The organism is Nocardiopsis sp. EMB25 (assembly GCF_026797795.1).
GTDB lineage: Bacteria > Actinomycetota > Actinomycetes > Streptosporangiales > Streptosporangiaceae > Nocardiopsis > Nocardiopsis lucentensis.
In genome coordinates, this window is record NZ_JAMTDN010000001.1 from 2,549,440 (window position 1) to 2,564,734 (window position 15,295).

The window sequence follows — 15,295 nt, forward strand, 5'->3', positions numbered from 1 at the left end:
CGTGATCAGACCAGCACGGGAACGCGCACGTCAACGTGTTTTCCGGTCGGGGGCGCCCCGGGGCGCCCCCGACCGGGCGGGTCAGGCGCCCGTGGAGTGGAATCCGCCGTCCACGTGCACGATCTCACCGGTGGTCGCGGGGAACCAGTCCGACAGCAGCGCCACCACGGCCTTGGCGGCGGGCTCCGGGTCGGTCACGTCCCAGCCGAGCGGGGCGCGCTCGGGCCAGTGCTTGGCCAGGTCGTTGAAGCCCGGGATGCTGCGCGCGGCCATGGTGCTCAGCGGTCCCGCCGAGACCAGGTTGACGCGGATGTCCTGGTCGCCGACGTAACGGGCCAGGTAGCGCGCCGTGGAGGTGAGCGCGGACTTGGCCACGCCCATCCAGTCGTAGATCGGGTAGGACACGCTGTTGTCGAAGTCCAGCGCCACCACCGAGCCGCCGTCCTTCATCATCGGCATGAGCGCCGTGGTGAGCGACTTCAGGGAGAAGGTGGACGTGTGCATGGCGGTGGCCACGTCCGACCACTGCGTGTTGAGGAAGTTGCCGCCCAGGGCGTCCTGGGGGGTGAAGCCGATGGAGTGCACGATGCCGTCGATGCCGTCGACGTGCTCGCCGACGCGGGTCGCCAGCGTGCCGAGCTGCTCGTCGTCGGTGACGTCGAGCTCCAGGACCGGCGGCGTCTCGGGCAGCCGCTTGGCGACGCGCTCCACCAGGCTCATCCGGCCGTAACCGGTGAGCACGACGGTGGCGCCCTGTTCCTGGGCGAGGCGGGCGACGTGGAAGGCGATGGAGGAGTCGGTGAGCACCCCGGTGACGAGGATGCGCTTACCTTCGAGAAGTCCCATGGTCGGGTTGTCCGTCCTGATTCTGGTCTGGACCGGCGGGGTGGTCCGGTGGCTGTGCGGGTGGAGGCGAAGCGGGGCGCGGGAGGGCGCGGGGCTAGTGGCCCATGCCCATACCGCCGTCCACGGGGATGACGGCGCCGGTGATGTAGGCGGCTCCGGGACCGGCGAGGAAGCCCACCGTCTTGGCGATGTCCTCGGTGTCGCCGATGCGCCCGAGCGGAATGTTCTTCTTGATCTCGGCCTGGCGGTCCTCTCCCAGCTGGGCGGTCATGTCGGTCTCGATGAAACCGGGGGCCACGACGTTGACCGTGATGTTGCGGGAGCCGAGCTCGCGGGCGAGGGAGCGGCCGAAGCCGACCAGGCCCGCCTTGGAGGCCGCGTAGTTGGCCTGACCGCCCGAGCCGAGCATGCCCACGACGGACGAGATGAGGATGATGCGGCCGCCGCGCTTGCGCATCATGCCGCGTACGGCTCGCTTGGCGACGCGGAACGCCCCGGTGAGGTTGGTGTCCAGAACCGAGGAGAAGTCGTCCTCGCTCATCAGGGCGAGGAGCTGGTCCTTGGTGATCCCGGCGTTGGCGACGAGCACCTCGACGGGGCCCTGCGCCTCCTCGACCTCCTTGAACGCGGCGTCCACCTGGGCGGAGTCGGTGATGTCGCAGCGCACCCCGAGCAGGCCCTCCGGCGGCTCGCCCGAACGGTGGGTCACGGCGACGTCGTCGCCTCCGGCGGCGAGCTCTCGGGCGATGGCCAGGCCGATTCCGCGGTTGCCGCCGGTGACCAGAACCGATCGCGACATAGGGGCACCTCTTCTCCTGCGGCTGGTGTCACCAGCCACGACGTGGATGTTCCGGGGGTGGGATCGCCTTGCAGGGTACCGAGCTACCCAGCGGTAGCAGCAACCGAGGTGCGCTGACGCCGGTCCTCGGCGGGTGCGCGCCCGCCGCTCGGGCTCAGGCCCACCCCGCGTCGTGGGCCAGGATGGCCGCCTGCACCCGGTTGGACATCCCCAGTTTGGCCAGGATCCGGCTGACGTGCGCCTTGACCGTCGCCTCCCGCATCCCCAGCGCGCGTCCGGCCTCGGCGTTGGACTTGCCCTGGGCCACGGCGACCAGCACCGCCCGTTCGCGTTCGCTGAGCACGGACAGCCGCTGTTCGGCCTCATCGCGCCCGGTGGAGGCACCGGAGGGCGCGGGCTCGGCGAAGCGTTCGAGCATGCGCTTGGTCACGCTCGGCGCGAGCATGGCGTTGCCCTCGTGCACCGTGCGCACGGCGGCGATGAGGTCGCGCGGCGGGGTGTCCTTGAGCAGGAACCCCACGGCGCCGGTGCGCAGCGCCCGGTGCACGTACTCGTCCAGGTCGAAGGTGGTGAGCAGGACCACGCGCGGCGCGTCGGGCAGCGCGGTCAGGCGCGCGGCGGCGGTGAGCCCGTCGGTGCCCGGCATGCGGATGTCGAGCAGGACCACGTCGGGGGACAGCTCCCGGGCCAGCCGGAGCGCCTCCTCGCCGTCTCCGCCCTCCCCGACCACCTCGATGTCGGGAGCGGCTTCCAGGATCATCCGCAGCCCGGACCGGACCAGGTTCTCGTCGTCGACGAGGATGGTGCGGATCACCGCCGATCACTCCCCTTCCGCCTCGTGTCCCCCGCTGACCGGAAGGACGACGCTCAGCCGCCACCCCCCGTCGAACCGGGGGCCCGCCGTGAGCGATCCGCCCGCCAGGGCGACGCGCTCACGGATACCCGCAAGACCGTACCCGCTGCTCGGCGGCGGCGGGGCCGCGACGGTGGCGGGCCCGTTGGCCACCTCCACTTCCAGGGTGTCGCCCTTCCGGCGCAGTTCCAGGGTCACCCGGGCTCCCCGCGCGTGCTTGGCGGCGTTGGTCAGCCCCTCCTGCACCACCCGGAAGGCGGTGCGCTGGACCGTCGGGGGAAGGTCGTCGAATCCGCCGGTGTCACCGCGGTCCACCACCATGCCCGCGTCGCGCCACTCCCCCACGAGCCGGTCGATGTCGACCAGGACGGGCTGGGGGGCGGTGGGCGCCCGTTCCCCGTCCTCGTCCCGCAGGACCCCGAGGATGCCCCTCAGTTCGGCGAGGGCCTCACGGCCGGTCGTGCGGATCAGTCCGGCGGCCTCGGCCGTGCGCGGGTCCTCGGCGGAGACCTCCAGGCCGCCCGCGTGCAGGACCATGAGGCTCACCCGGTGCGCCACGACGTCGTGCATCTCCCGGGCGATCCGGGTGCGTTCGGCGGTGATGGCGTGCTCGGCCATGAGGTGCTTCTCCCGTTCGAGGCGTTCGGCCCGCTCCTGGAGGCGGTCGATGAGCTGTCGCCGGGTCCCGACCCACAGGCCGAGGGTGGTCGGGACGACGAGGAACAGGCCGAAGTTGAAGACATAGGCGAGCAGGTTCACGTCCAGGGCGACGTACAGGGCGAGGGCCTGGACCGCGAACCATCCGGCCAGGAGCCTGCGGTCGTCGAAGTGCACCGCGTAGGAGTAGAGGGCGAAGGCGGCCGGGAGCATGTTGCCGAAGAGCAGGAGAAGCCCGAACGCCAGTGCCAGCAGCCAGTGCGGCCGGGAGCGGCGGAACAGGACGGCCACGGAGACCAGTCCGGCCGGGACCAGGTAGAAGACCACCCCCAGGACCACGAGCAGGGGGGTGTCGCCGCTCATGAACAGCGGGGTGAGCACCGGCCGCAGCAGCCCGATGTCGGGCATGATCTGAACGAGGGCGACCATGGGGAAGGATCCGATGGCGTAGAACCAGTCGGCGAAGCGCAGCCGGTGGTCCCACCACCATCGCTCACCGCGCCGCCACCAGCCCGCCGGTCCACGGGCTACCCTCGTGTTCTGCTCCCTCATGCGCCGGATTCTACGATCGGGCCGGGCCCGGCCCCCGCCGTTCGCCGACGGCGAGGCGCACGACGGCCGATCGTCGGTGCCATCGGCATTCCCCCTGGTGGTAGCCGGTTCCGTGGGCCTCTCCCCCGCTCCTTCGCCGCGACGACCCCCGACGAAAGTCGGTACCGACCCCCGACGTTGGAGTCGTGGACCCGTGCCCACATCGTCCCTTTGGCCGGGGTGCGAATCGGCCTGTGGGCGGAGGATTCGGACATCGCGGTGGACCTAGCGTGGAAACCGCACCGGGCGGGACCGGAGGCGACCTCCGAACCGCCCGGTGACACGTGTCCGTACCGTCACCACTGGAGTTGTCTGCCGTGACCGCGTCCTCAGTCCAGCCCGTTCCCTCGGCCACCGCCCCGCCGGTGGTGGTCGCCCGGGGGCTCACCAAGACCTACGACACCGGGGGCAGCCAGGTCCATGCCCTGGCCGGGGTGGACGTGGACTTCCACCGGGGCGCGTTCACCGCGATCATGGGCCCCTCCGGATCGGGCAAGTCGACCCTCATGCACTGCCTGGCGGGCCTGGACGTGCCCACGTCCGGCACCGTGCACCTGGGCCGCACCCAGATCACCGGCCTGCGCGACGCCGAGCTGACCCTGCTGCGCCGCGACCGGATCGGGTTCATCTTCCAGTCGTTCAACCTGCTGCCGATGCTGACCGCCGAGCAGAACATCCTGCTGCCGTCCCAGATCGCCAAGCGCAGGGTCGACCAGCAGCGGTTCGACCACATCATCGACGTGGTCGGCCTGCGCGACCGCCTGGACCACCTGCCCGCCAAGCTCTCCGGCGGCCAGCAGCAGCGCGTGGCCGTGGCGCGCGCCCTGCTCAACGCGCCCGAGGTGGTCTACGCCGACGAGCCCACCGGCAACCTGGACTCGCGTTCGGGCGCGGAGGTCCTGGCGTTCCTGCGCGACTCGGCCAAGGACCTGGACCAGACCATCGTCATGGTCACCCACGACCCCGTGGCCGCCTCCTACGCCGACCGCGTCGTGTTCCTGCGCGACGGTCGGCTGGTCGACGAGGTCACCGACCCCAACCCCGAGCTGGTCTCGGCCCGGCTGCTGAAGTTGGAGGCCTGACCGCATGCTGCGCACCACACTCGCGGGGCTGCGGCTGCACAAGTCCCGCTACGTCACGACGGTCCTGGCGATCCTGCTCGGCGTCATGTTCGTCTCCGGGACGATGGTGTTCGCCGACACCCTGAACGCCAACTACGAGGAGTCCGTGATGGGCTCCGCCGGTTCCGTGGACGCCATCGCCACACAGGCCGAGGCGGAGCCGGGCGAGGACGGCGCATACGTCGAGCCCGAGCCGCTGACCGCGGACCAGCTGGAGGAGATCCGCGCCCTGCCCGAGGTCGCCGAGGCCGACGGGATGGTTCGGGGACAGGCCATCCTGCTGGACTCCGAGGGCCGCGCGCTCGGCTTCACTCCGCCCGCCGCCGTCTCCGTCGAGGGGGCCAGTCGGTTCGACGCCGCCGAGGGCGAGCTGCCCTCGGGCGGTGACGAGATCGCCCTGGCCACCTCCACGGCCGAGCAGTCCGGCTTCGGCGTGGGGGACACCGTGACCGTGCTCGACCCCGAGCAGGAGAAGCGGGAGTTCACCGTCACCGGCCTGGTCAACTTCGGTGTGGACCCCTCCTACAGCCTGGGCGGCGCCGTGATCTTCGCACCGGACACGGTGACGGAGATGACCGGCGCGACCGGCTACGTCGAGATCGACGCGGTCGCCGCCGAGGGGTACACCGACGAGGACGTCGTCGACGCGGTCGCCGGTGTGCTGGGCACCTCCGCCGAAGTCATGACCGGTGAGGCCTACGGCCTGGAGATGGCTGAGAGCGCCGGTGCGGAGACCGAGGTCTTCCGCGTCGCGCTGCTGCTCTTCGCGTTCATCGCGATGTTCGTCGCCGGGATCGTCATCTACAACACCTTCGCGATCCTCATCGCCCAGCGCCAGCGCGAACTGGCCCTGCTGCGCTGTGTGGGCGCCAAGCGCGGCCAGGTCTTCCGTTCGGTGCTGCTGGAGTCCGTGGTCGTGGGCCTGGTCGCCTCCGCCCTGGGTGTCCTGGCCGGTGTGGGTATCGGTGTCGCCGGAGCGGCGTTCGCCGCCCCGGCGATGGGTGCCGACGGCGGTATCCCCCTGGTCATCACCCCGACCGCGATCCTGACCGGACTGGGTGTCGGTACGGTCGTGACCGTCGTCTCCGCGATGGTCCCCGCGCTGCGCGCCACCCGGGTGGCCCCGCTGACGGCCCTGCGCACCAGCGCCACCGCCTCCGGGATCGAGAAGGGCACCGGCTGGATCCGCGTCGTGTTCGGCCTGGTGACCTTCGCGGTCTCCGGTGCCCTGATCGCGCTGACCCAGATGTCGGACATGGGCATGTCCGGGCCGATCATCGTGACGGGCGCCGCCCTGGTCGCGTTCATCGGCGTCGTGGTCCTGGGGCCGCTGCTGGTACGCGGAATCGTCCGCGTGGTCGGCCTGCCCCTGCGCAGGGTCGGAGTGGCGAGCATGCTGGCCGTGGACAACTCCGTGCGCAGCCCGCGCCGCGCCGCCACCGCGATGATCGCCCTGACCGTGGGAGCCACGCTCATCACCGGTTACTCCGTCGTCAGCGCCTCCACCGAGACGACCCTGACCCGAATGCTGGACGAGCAGTTCCCGATCGACTACCAGATCAACCCGCAGTTCGCCATGGAGGAGCCCGCGGGCGCCGGGGACACCCCGGGTGAGGAGACGACGGGCGGGGACGCCCCCGCCGACGGAACCGCCGAGGGCACCGAGACCGCCGAGGGCACCGGGGAACCGGGCACCGAGCCGAGCGCCGCGCCCGCCGAGGGAGCCCCGGAGGCGGATGCCGCCGAGGGAGCCGACACGGCCGCCGACACCGACGCGTCCGGGCTCGGGACGATCCCCGAGGAGGTCCGCCGCGACCTGGCGGACGAGCCGACCGTCGCCGGAGTCTTCGGTCAGCGCAACGGCTACCTGGAGACCGGGGGCGGCCAGTACGTGGACGTCACCGCCTACCCCGGCGCGGAGTACGGCACCGACCTGACCATGGAAACCGTCGAGGGCGACCTGTCCGACGTCGGTCCCGGCCGCATCGCCCTGACGGAGGGCTCCGCCGAGGGCGTGAGCGTGGGTGACTCCTTCGCCCTGGCCAACGAGGGCACCGAGGTCGAACTGGAGGTCGCGGCGATCGTGGAGGGCTCCACGGGTACCGGGGGCGCCATCCTCCACGTGGACGACCTGACCACCCTCTTCCCGGAGTTGACCGAGGACCAGGCCCTGCTCATCCGCGGGGCGCAGGACGCCGACCCGGCCGAGCTGCGCGAGGCGGTCTACGCGTCGGTCGACGACCACCCCACGCTCCAGGTGATGTCCGTGGCCGAGATCAAGGACCAGTTCTCGGACATGATGGACATCGCCTTCTACACCATCGCGGCGATGCTGGGCCTGGCGATCATCATCGCGGTGTTCGGCATCTCCAACACGATGGCGCTGTCGGTGCTGGAGCGCACCCGCGAGTCCGCGATGCTGCGGGCGCTGGGGCTGGCCCGGGGCCAACTGCGCCGGATGCTCAGCGTGGAGGCCGTGCTGCTGTGCCTGATCGGCGCGGGGATCGGCATCGTGCTGGGTGTGGTCTTCGGCTGGGCGGCCGCCGCCTCGGCGCTGCCGGGCATGGTGTTCAGCCTCCCGGTCGGTCAGATCGCGGTGTTCATCGGGGTCGCCGTCCTGGCCGGGCTGCTCGCCTCGATCCTGCCGGGTCGCCGAGCCGCGGGCACCTCGATCACCGGGGCCCTGGCCAGCGAGTGACGCCCCCGGCGCTCCGGCCCTGACGGGCCCGTGACACACGGCGCGGTCCCCTACTGCGGTGGGAGACCGCGCCGTACTGTTGGGGGTCGGAGGTGTGTCGTGCGTGCTTCGACCCCGGTTTCGACGGGCGCGGTGGCCTGGGGAACACCCGCCGCGCGCTGGACGCTGACGGCCACGGTGCTCGGTTCGGGGATGGCGTTCCTGGACTCGACGGTGGTGACGGTGGCACTGCCCGCCATCCAGGACGACCTCGACACCGGCTTGTCCGGTTTGCAGTGGATCGTCAACGGTTACATGGTCACGCTGTCCGCGCTCATCCTGCTCAGCGGCTCCCTGGCCGACCGGTTCGGCCGGGTGCGGCTGTTCATGGTGGGTGTGGCGGTGTTCGCGCTGGCCTCGGCGCTGTGCACGTTCGCGCCGACACTGGGGTGGCTGGTGGCGGGCCGCGTGGCGCAGGGGATCGGCGGGGCGCTGCTGACACCGGGCAGCCTGGCGATCCTCCAGGCGGGTTTCCGTGAGGAGGATCGGGCCCGGGCGATCGGCGCGTGGTCGGGGCTGACGGGCGTGGCCGCGGCGGTGGGCCCGTTCGTGGGCGGCTGGCTGGTCCAGGTCGGCGACTGGCGGCTGATCTTCCTCATCAACCTGCCGCTGGCGGCGGTGGTCCTCGCGATCTCCTGGTGGAAGGTGCCCGAGTCCCGGGACGAGGCGGCCGGGCGGCGGCTGGACCTTCCGGGCGCGCTGCTGGGGGTCGTGGCACTGGGCGGGACCACGTACGCGCTCATCCAGTGGGGCGCGGTGGGCGCGACCCCCGCCGTGTGGGTCGGCGCGGCGACCGGGGCGGCGGCCCTGGTCGCGTTCGTCCTGGTGGAGCGGGTGAGTACCGATCCGATGCTCCCGATCGGCATCTTCTCCTCCCCCGCGTTCTCCGTGACCAACGCGGCCACCGTCCTCATCTACGGCTCGCTCGGACCGCTCTTCTTCCTCCTGGTGATCTACCTCCAGGAGGTCGGCGGCTACTCCCCGATCGCGGCGGGTTCGGCCTCGCTGCCGATCACCGCGCTCATGCTCGCTCTGTCCGCGCGCTCGGGACGGTTGGCGGCGCGGCTCGGTCCGCGTCCGCAGCTGGTCGTCGGCCCCCTGCTGTTGGCGGCGGGGTTCGTGTCGCTGTCCCGGCTGGAGGCCGACGACCCCTACGTGAGCGGGGTGTTGCCGGGTGTCCTCCTGGTCGCGCTGGGGCTGTCGGCGGCCGTGGCGCCGCTGACCGCGACCGTGCTGGCGTCGGCGCCCGAGCGGCACGCGGGACTGGCCTCGGGGGTGAACAACACCTTCGCCCGGGGCGCGCAACTGATCGGGGTGGCCGCGGTCCCGGCGGTGGTCGGCATCAGTGGCGCGGGCGGGGAGGCGGCGGGCCCGGGGGCCGGGGCGGAGGCGATCGCGCGGGGGTTCGGGTCGGCGATGCTGGTGCTGGCGGGATTGTGCGTCCTGGCCGCGCTGTGCGCCGCTGCGCTGCCGCGCGGGCGGATGCCGGGCCCCGCGGAGGAGAAGGGGGAACTCGTCCCGGAGGAGGCTCCCGAGGCGCGTCCCGTGCAGAGGGGGCGCCCGACGCGGTTCTGCGGTGTGTCGGGGCCGCCGGTGCGCGCGTGTCCGGGTTCGAGCGCGGGAGAGCCCCGCGACACGGGTCGGGCGGGCACGGACTGACCCGGAGCGGGCCGCCGCCCGCCTGTGTCGGAATGGTCCGCGTGTCCTGTGGCGCTCCGCTGGCGGGCGAAGGTCAGAGGTCGGATTCCGGCGCGGCGTCGGGTTCGGCTGAGACATCCGACTCCGACACCACACTCACGGCGTCCTCCTCGGCGCTGCGTTGCGGCCCCCAGCGCTGGTGGGGGACGACCCGCCGGCGTTCGGCGCGCACCTCCTGGCTGATCCCCCACTCGCCCCGGCTGTCGTCGTCCACGAAGTCGTAGGCGAGGATGTTGAAGTCGGGGTCGATCACACGCTCGCACTCGGCGATCTCGGTCTCCTGGGGATCATCCCCCAGGTCGGTGTCGACGTCATAGGGTTGTTCGCTCACGGTGGCCCCCTCCTTCCCTGTTGCCCCTGATGATCCCAGGTCAGGGCAGACATGGGAAGGACGCGGGGGTCAGCGGCGGGCGCGTTCGGCCCGGCGCAGGCGCAGCGGGCGCAGGGCCGCCTCCAAGGCGACCGCGCCGTCCAGTTTGCTCTCGCCCACGATGCGGTCCTCGAAGTGGATGGGGATCTCCATCATCTTCTGGCCGCGCCGGAAGGCCCGGTAGTGCATCTCGATCTGGAAGGCGTACCCGGTGCTCTGGATACCGGGCAGGTCCAGCACACGCAGGGTCGAGGCCCGCCAGATCTTGAAGCCCGCGGTGACGTCGCGGACCGGCATGGACAGCACGGCCTTGACGTAGGCGTTGGCCCAGCCGCTGAGCAGGCGGCGGCGGGTCCCCCAGTTCTCGGAGAGGCTGCCGCCGGGCACGTACCGGCTGCCGATCACGACGCCGGCGTTGGTGGACATCAGGGTGCCGAGCAGCTGGGGCACGTAGCCCGCGGGGTGGCTGAGGTCGGCGTCCATCTGCACCACGTAGTCGGCGCCGTCGTCGAGCGCGCGGGTCATGCCCGCGACGTAGGCGCGCCCGAGCCCCTCCTTACGAGTGCGGTGCACGACCGTGACCCGGCCGTCGTACTCGACGGAGAGCTTGTCGGCGACCTCGCCGGTGCCGTCCGGCGAGTTGTCGTCCACGACGACGACGCCCAGGTTCGGCAGACCGAGCGCCATCAGCTGACCGACGAGCACCGGGAGGTTGGCCGCCTCGTTGTAGGTGGGGACGACGACGGTCAGGCGCGCCCGCGACCAGGGGTCGGGCAGGGCGACGGGGGAGGGTGTCACGCGGACCGGGGCGGATCCGGCGGCTTCCGGAGGTGTGGGCTGGACGTGCATGTGCGGCGGCTCCTGCGTGTGGACGACGGTGGGGGCGGTTGGCGAGCGGGTGAGGCCCAGGATCACGCATAGGGCGCCAACGGCACAAGCGTGCGTGAACGGTAGGGTACGTGTTTCCCTCCCCCGGAACGGACGAACGTTCCCCTCTCGGTCACTCTCCCCGTTCCTGGGCGACCACGGCCACGTGGACGAGGGCGCCGGTCTCCTCCAGGGTCATGAGCACCTCGGGGTCGGCGCTGCTGTCGGTCACCAGGTGGGCGATCTCCTCCGGGGCGACGGTGGACACCATGCTGTCGGCGCCGATCTTGGTGTGGTCGGCCAGCACGACGGTCTCCTCCGCGCACGCCGACAGCGCCCGGTCCACGGTGGCCACGGCCGGATTGGGGGTGCTCAGTCCGCGGTCGGCGCTGACACCGTTGCCCGACAGGAAGGCCCGGGTGACGCGGAGCCCGGCCAGACTCCGTTCGGCGGCGGCGCCGACGAGCGCGCGGATGGGGCCGTGCAGGGTTCCCCCGGTCATCACCACCTCGGCCCCGGCGGAGTTCGCCAGAGCCTCGGCCACGCGCAGGGAGTTGGTGACGACGGTCAGTTCGGTGTGGGAGAGCAGTTCCCGGGCGAGGGCCTCGGTCGTGGTGCCGGGTCCGACGGCGATCGCCTCCCCGGGTCGGACCAGTCGCGCGGCGGAGGCGGCGATGGCCGCCTTCTCCGCGGCGCACTGCCCGCTGCGGCCGGAGTAGCTCTGTTCGTGGCCGATCCGGCCCGGCAGCGCCGCCCCTCCACGCCTTCGGTCGACCAGCCCCTCGGCCTCCAGTGCGCGGACGTCACGGCGGACGGTGACCTCGGAGGCGCCGACCTTGGCGGCGATGTCGCGCAGGGACAGGGTGCCGTGGGCGCGGACGAGTTCGAGGATGCGGTCCCTGCGTTCGGCGGCGAACGCCGGACGACTCTCCTCGGCCATGCACACGACCCCTTTCCGTACCGCTCAGTCCGCACGGGATCGGTCCCGCGTACCCCTCGACAGCCGCACCGGAGACGCCGCTCGCGACGAGCGGCGTCCACAGAACACGCCCTAGAGTACGGACCTGTCGTGTGAGGGGGGAGTCTCCGCACCGGACCCGTCCGAGAGGAGGGTCATCACGAGGACCGCGGACAGGAAGACGAGTCCGATGATCGCTCCGGTTCCGAACAGCACCACGACCGACATTCGGGCCTCCCAGGGGGACGGGCTGACCTGCCATCTGACCGATTCCCGGTTTCGGTCGGACTCACACCACCAACGGGGGAACGTGGGACGGTTTCCGCCGCGCGCGTCGACTCGTCTCGGTCGCCGCCGAGCCTGCGCGAGGCGTTCAACGCGAGCGAACGCACCGATCCGAGGTTCTCCGACTGGTGGGGCGACGACTCCGAGGAGGCCTACGACACGGGGCTCGCCAACGCTGAGGTCCACCACCGGGTGGCGAACCCGCGCGCCGACGCGAGACCGCGCGAGCGGAGGGAAACGGGACACCGTCCCCAAGGCGCCGAACAGCTCCGGCCGTGGTGCCCCTGTGACGGGCCTTCCGGGCGGAAACGTCCAGGAGGCTGAGAGTCGCTGAGACTCACGGCAACGGCGACAATGGACGTATGACCCTCGGTTCCACCCTCGCACCCCTGACGTCCACGGTGTGGTGGGCGCACACGTCCATGGCGGCCGACCGGCTCCTGCGTCTGCTGGACGAGCAGGAGCGCGCCCGCAACGCCCGCTTCCGGCACCAGGCCGACCGCGACCGCCACTTGCTCGGCAGGGCGATGGCCCGACTGGCCTTGGCCGAACTGGTGTCGTGCCCGCCCGAGGAGGTGACCTTCGATCTGATCTGCCGATCGTGCGAGGAGAAGGAACGCACGGGCGCGGACCCGGGTGAGCGGGGTCCGCACGGCAAACCCGTCCCCTCCGGCCCCGTGCGCGGTTGGGAGGTGTCGGTCAGCCACTCCGGCGAGTGGGTGGTGCTGGCCGTGGCCGAAGGCGTGCCGGTCGGGGTGGACGTCGAACGGGTCTCGGCGGCGCGTGACCTGAACGGCCTGGTGGGGTACACGCTGGCCGACACGGAGCGGCCGGTGTGGGACGCCCTGCCGCCGCAGGAGCGGACGGGCGCGTTCTTCGGCTACTGGGCCCGCAAGGAGGCGCTGCTCAAGGCGACCGGGCTGGGGCTGTCGGGTGGGCTGCGGCGGGTCGCGGTCAGTCCGCCGCACGACGAGGCTCGGCTGGAGTCCTGGACGGGCGGGGGCGCCCCGGAGGCGGCCTGGCTGACCGACCTGGACCGGGGGGCCGACTACCGGTCCGCGTTGGCCGTGCTCACCGACCGTCCCGTACGCACGGAGGTCCGCTCGCACGCCGACACCATCGCGCTCCTGCGTTCCTGAGGTGCGGCGGGCTCGCGGCACGCCGCGAGCCCGCACCGGTGTTCAGGCGCCGCGTGCCAGGTCGCGGCTGATCACGAGGCGTTGGACCTGGTTGGTGCCCTCGACGATCTGGAGGACCTTGGCCTCGCGCATGTAGCGCTCGACGGGGAAGTCACGGGTGTAGCCGTACCCACCGAAGACCTGGACGGCGTCGGTGGTGACCCGCATGGCGGTGTCGGTGGCCATGAGCTTGGCCATCGCCGCCTGGGTTCCGAAGGGGCGGCCCGCGTCGCGGAGCCGGGCCGCGGACAGGTACAGCTCGCGGGACGCGGCGATCTGGGTCGCCATGTCGGCGAGCATGAAGCCCACGCCCTGGAAGTCGCCGATGGCCGTGCCGAACTGGCGGCGTTCGCGGGAGTAGGCGAGCGCCGCGTCCAGCGCGGCTTGGGCCAGACCGACCGCGCAGGCCGCGATGCCGAGCCGTCCGGAGTCCAGGGCCGCCAGGGCGATGCCAAAGCCCCGGTCCCGTTCGCCGATGAGGGCGTCCGCGCCGAGTCGGACGTCGTCGAAGAGCACCCCGGCGGTGGGCGAGGAGGACATACCCATCTTGCGTTCGGGGGCGGCCGCGCCCAGCCCGGGGGTGTCGGCCGGGACGTGGAAGCAGCTGATGCCGCGCGCGCCGGAGTCGGGGGCGCCGGTACGGGCGAAGAGGGCGTAGTAGTCGGCCCGTCCGCCGTGGGTGATCCACGCCTTGGCGCCGTTGACGCGGTAACCGCCCTCGACGGGTTCGGCGCGGGTAGTGAGGGCGGCGGCGTCGGAGCCGGAGGCGGTCTCGGACAGGCAGTAGGCGCCGAGGAGGTCGCCGCCGACCATGTCGGGCAGGTGGGCGGCCTTCTGGTCGTCGGTGCCGAAGGCGGCCACGGGGTAGCAGGACAAGGTGTGGACGCTCACGCCCAGGCCGACCGCGAGCCAGCCGCGGGCGAGTTCCTCGACGACCTGGAGGTAGATCTCGTAGGGCTGGTCGCCGCCGCCGTACTCGCCGGGGTAGGGCAGGCCGAGCAGTCCGGCGGCGCCGAGTGTGCGGAAGGCGTCGCGCGGGAAGGCGGCGTTGTCCTCGTCCTCGGCGGCGCGCGGGAGCAGCTCCTTGTCCACGATCTCCCGGGTCAGCTCCAGGAGCTGTTCCGCCTCGGGTGTGTGCAGTGTGCGTTCGACCGCCATGAAGCCTCTCCCACGGTGCGGCGACCCACGGCCTATTTAGTAGGTCGTCCAACTATATGGTGACGAACGGCACCCTATCCCACAAGATCGATCACAGCGAAGCACGGGGCTGGACGACGGGGAAGCCTGGGCGCGATCGGGTTGACGGCGCGTACGGGTCGACGACCCGCGAACACCCGTCTGTACACACACCCCCCGCGCGTCCTACATTCCACGCATGGACCTGGAACTCCGCCACTTGCGCACCCTCTGCCTCCTGGCCGACACCGGCAGCGTGACCCGCGCCGCCGCGGCCCTGTCGACGTCGCAGCCCGCCCTGACCACCCAGCTGCAACGCATCGAGCGCGAGGTCGGCGGCCCGCTCTTCCACCGGGGGCGGTCCGGTGTCAGCCCGACCGAGCTGGGCGAGTTCGTCCTGGTCCGCGCACGCTCCGTCCTGCTGTCCATGGACGACCTGTTGAACGACATCACGGCGCGCCGCTCCTCCCCGACCACGCTCAGGATCGGCGGGGTGGGGCCGCTGGCGCTGGAGTTGTCCGCGCGGCTGCCCGAGGTCTTCCCCGGCGTCCCCGTCAACGTGCGCACCGAGTACTCCCCCAAACTGGTGACCGACCTGGTCCGCGCCGGCCGTCTGGACGTGGGCACCACCGTCGACTATGTGGACCGCGACCTGCCCGCCGACGGACCGCTCGCGTGGGCGGTGCTGGCTGTCGAGCCGCTGTACGTCGCGCTGTGGGAGAACCATCCCCAGGCCGACCGACCGACGGTGCGTCTGGCCGATCTCGGCGACAGCCCGTGGGCGCTCACACCGCCGGATGGGAGCGGCTGGCCGGAATGCTTCTACCTGGCCTGCCAACGGGCCGGGTTCACTCCGAACGTGCCCTTCCGTCTCTACGACCGCTCCGAGATCCACGACCTCATCCGCGACCACCGCGCCGTGGCCCCGTGCCAGTCGGACTTCGACACCTCCGGCGGCGTCGTGGTCCGTCCGCTGGCCGAGGCCCCGATCCGACTGCGCCACCTCCTGGTCTGGCGCCGCGACAGCCCGATCCACCAGGCCTCAGGCCGTGTCGCCCGGGCCGCGCGCGAGATTCTGGACCGCTCCCCGAAGTCGGTGGCGGCCCCCCGGCCGCGGACCGTCGAGGAGGACTCGGCGGGCGGCTCCCTCGGCGACTGA

The 15,295-nt window shown here is 72.0% G+C and carries 13 protein-coding genes; 5 read left to right on the plus strand and 8 right to left on the minus strand.

The annotated features are described in order from the left end of the window. Positions 1–81: 81 nt before the first annotated feature. The 4 genes from fabI to KIK06_RS10955 form a co-directional block, all read right to left on the minus strand. On the minus strand, positions 82–846 hold the full coding sequence (gene fabI / locus KIK06_RS10940; protein WP_017601832.1) for an enoyl-ACP reductase FabI: 765 nt from the start codon (positions 844–846) through the stop codon (positions 82–84). Positions 847–940: 94 nt separating this feature from the next. Then, a complete protein-coding gene (fabG, locus tag KIK06_RS10945; RefSeq protein WP_268643088.1) occupies positions 941–1,645 on the minus strand; it encodes a 3-oxoacyl-[acyl-carrier-protein] reductase in 705 nt (234 codons plus the stop codon). 154 nt (positions 1,646–1,799) lie between these two features. Continuing rightward, positions 1,800–2,459 carry a response regulator gene (locus KIK06_RS10950; protein ID WP_017601830.1) on the minus strand — a complete coding sequence of 220 codons (660 nt, stop codon included), beginning with the start codon at positions 2,457–2,459 and terminating at the stop codon, positions 1,800–1,802. Positions 2,460–2,465: 6 nt separating this feature from the next. Continuing rightward, complete coding sequence (locus KIK06_RS10955) at positions 2,466–3,707, minus strand: sensor histidine kinase (protein WP_268643089.1); 1,242 nt, start codon at positions 3,705–3,707, stop codon at positions 2,466–2,468. Between the two features lie 356 nt (positions 3,708–4,063). On the opposite strand from KIK06_RS10955, the gene KIK06_RS10960 reads away from it, so the two are divergent. From KIK06_RS10960 to KIK06_RS10970, 3 genes are all read left to right on the plus strand, one after another. Further along, positions 4,064–4,828: an ABC transporter ATP-binding protein gene (locus KIK06_RS10960; RefSeq protein ID WP_268643090.1), complete on the plus strand. Its 765-nt coding sequence runs from the start codon at positions 4,064–4,066 to the stop codon at positions 4,826–4,828. A gap of 4 nt (positions 4,829–4,832) precedes the next feature. Continuing rightward, positions 4,833–7,565 (plus strand): ABC transporter permease, encoded by a 2,733-nt coding sequence (locus KIK06_RS10965; protein ID WP_268643091.1) that lies wholly within the window; start codon positions 4,833–4,835, stop codon positions 7,563–7,565. Positions 7,566–7,664: 99 nt separating this feature from the next. Further along, positions 7,665–9,263, plus strand: coding sequence for an MFS transporter (locus KIK06_RS10970; RefSeq protein ID WP_268643092.1), 1,599 nt, complete (start codon positions 7,665–7,667; stop codon positions 9,261–9,263). 73 nt (positions 9,264–9,336) lie between these two features. Here the strand turns inward: KIK06_RS10970 and KIK06_RS10975 are convergent, their stop codons facing one another. The 3 genes from KIK06_RS10975 to KIK06_RS10985 all read right to left on the minus strand — a co-directional run bounded on the left by KIK06_RS10975 (position 9,337) and on the right by KIK06_RS10985 (position 11,479). Further along, positions 9,337–9,633: a hypothetical protein gene (locus tag KIK06_RS10975; RefSeq protein WP_017601825.1), complete on the minus strand. Its 297-nt coding sequence runs from the start codon at positions 9,631–9,633 to the stop codon at positions 9,337–9,339. Between the two features lie 69 nt (positions 9,634–9,702). After that, a complete protein-coding gene (locus tag KIK06_RS10980; protein WP_268643093.1) occupies positions 9,703–10,521 on the minus strand; it encodes a polyprenol monophosphomannose synthase in 819 nt (272 codons plus the stop codon). Between the two features lie 151 nt (positions 10,522–10,672). Next, positions 10,673–11,479, minus strand: a complete 807-nt coding sequence (locus KIK06_RS10985; protein WP_017601822.1) for a DeoR/GlpR family DNA-binding transcription regulator — start codon at positions 11,477–11,479, stop codon at positions 10,673–10,675. Between the two features lie 665 nt (positions 11,480–12,144). On the opposite strand from KIK06_RS10985, the gene KIK06_RS10990 reads away from it, so the two are divergent. After that, entirely contained in the window at positions 12,145–12,921 is a 777-nt protein-coding gene (locus KIK06_RS10990; protein WP_268643094.1) for a 4'-phosphopantetheinyl transferase family protein, read from the plus strand. A gap of 42 nt (positions 12,922–12,963) precedes the next feature. Here KIK06_RS10990 and KIK06_RS10995 read toward each other — a convergent pair whose 3' ends face one another. Continuing rightward, positions 12,964–14,118, minus strand: coding sequence for an acyl-CoA dehydrogenase family protein (locus KIK06_RS10995; protein WP_017601818.1), 1,155 nt, complete (start codon positions 14,116–14,118; stop codon positions 12,964–12,966). 217 nt (positions 14,119–14,335) lie between these two features. Between KIK06_RS10995 and KIK06_RS11000 the strand changes: the two genes are divergently transcribed. After that, entirely contained in the window at positions 14,336–15,295 is a 960-nt protein-coding gene (locus tag KIK06_RS11000) for a LysR family transcriptional regulator (protein ID WP_017601817.1), read from the plus strand.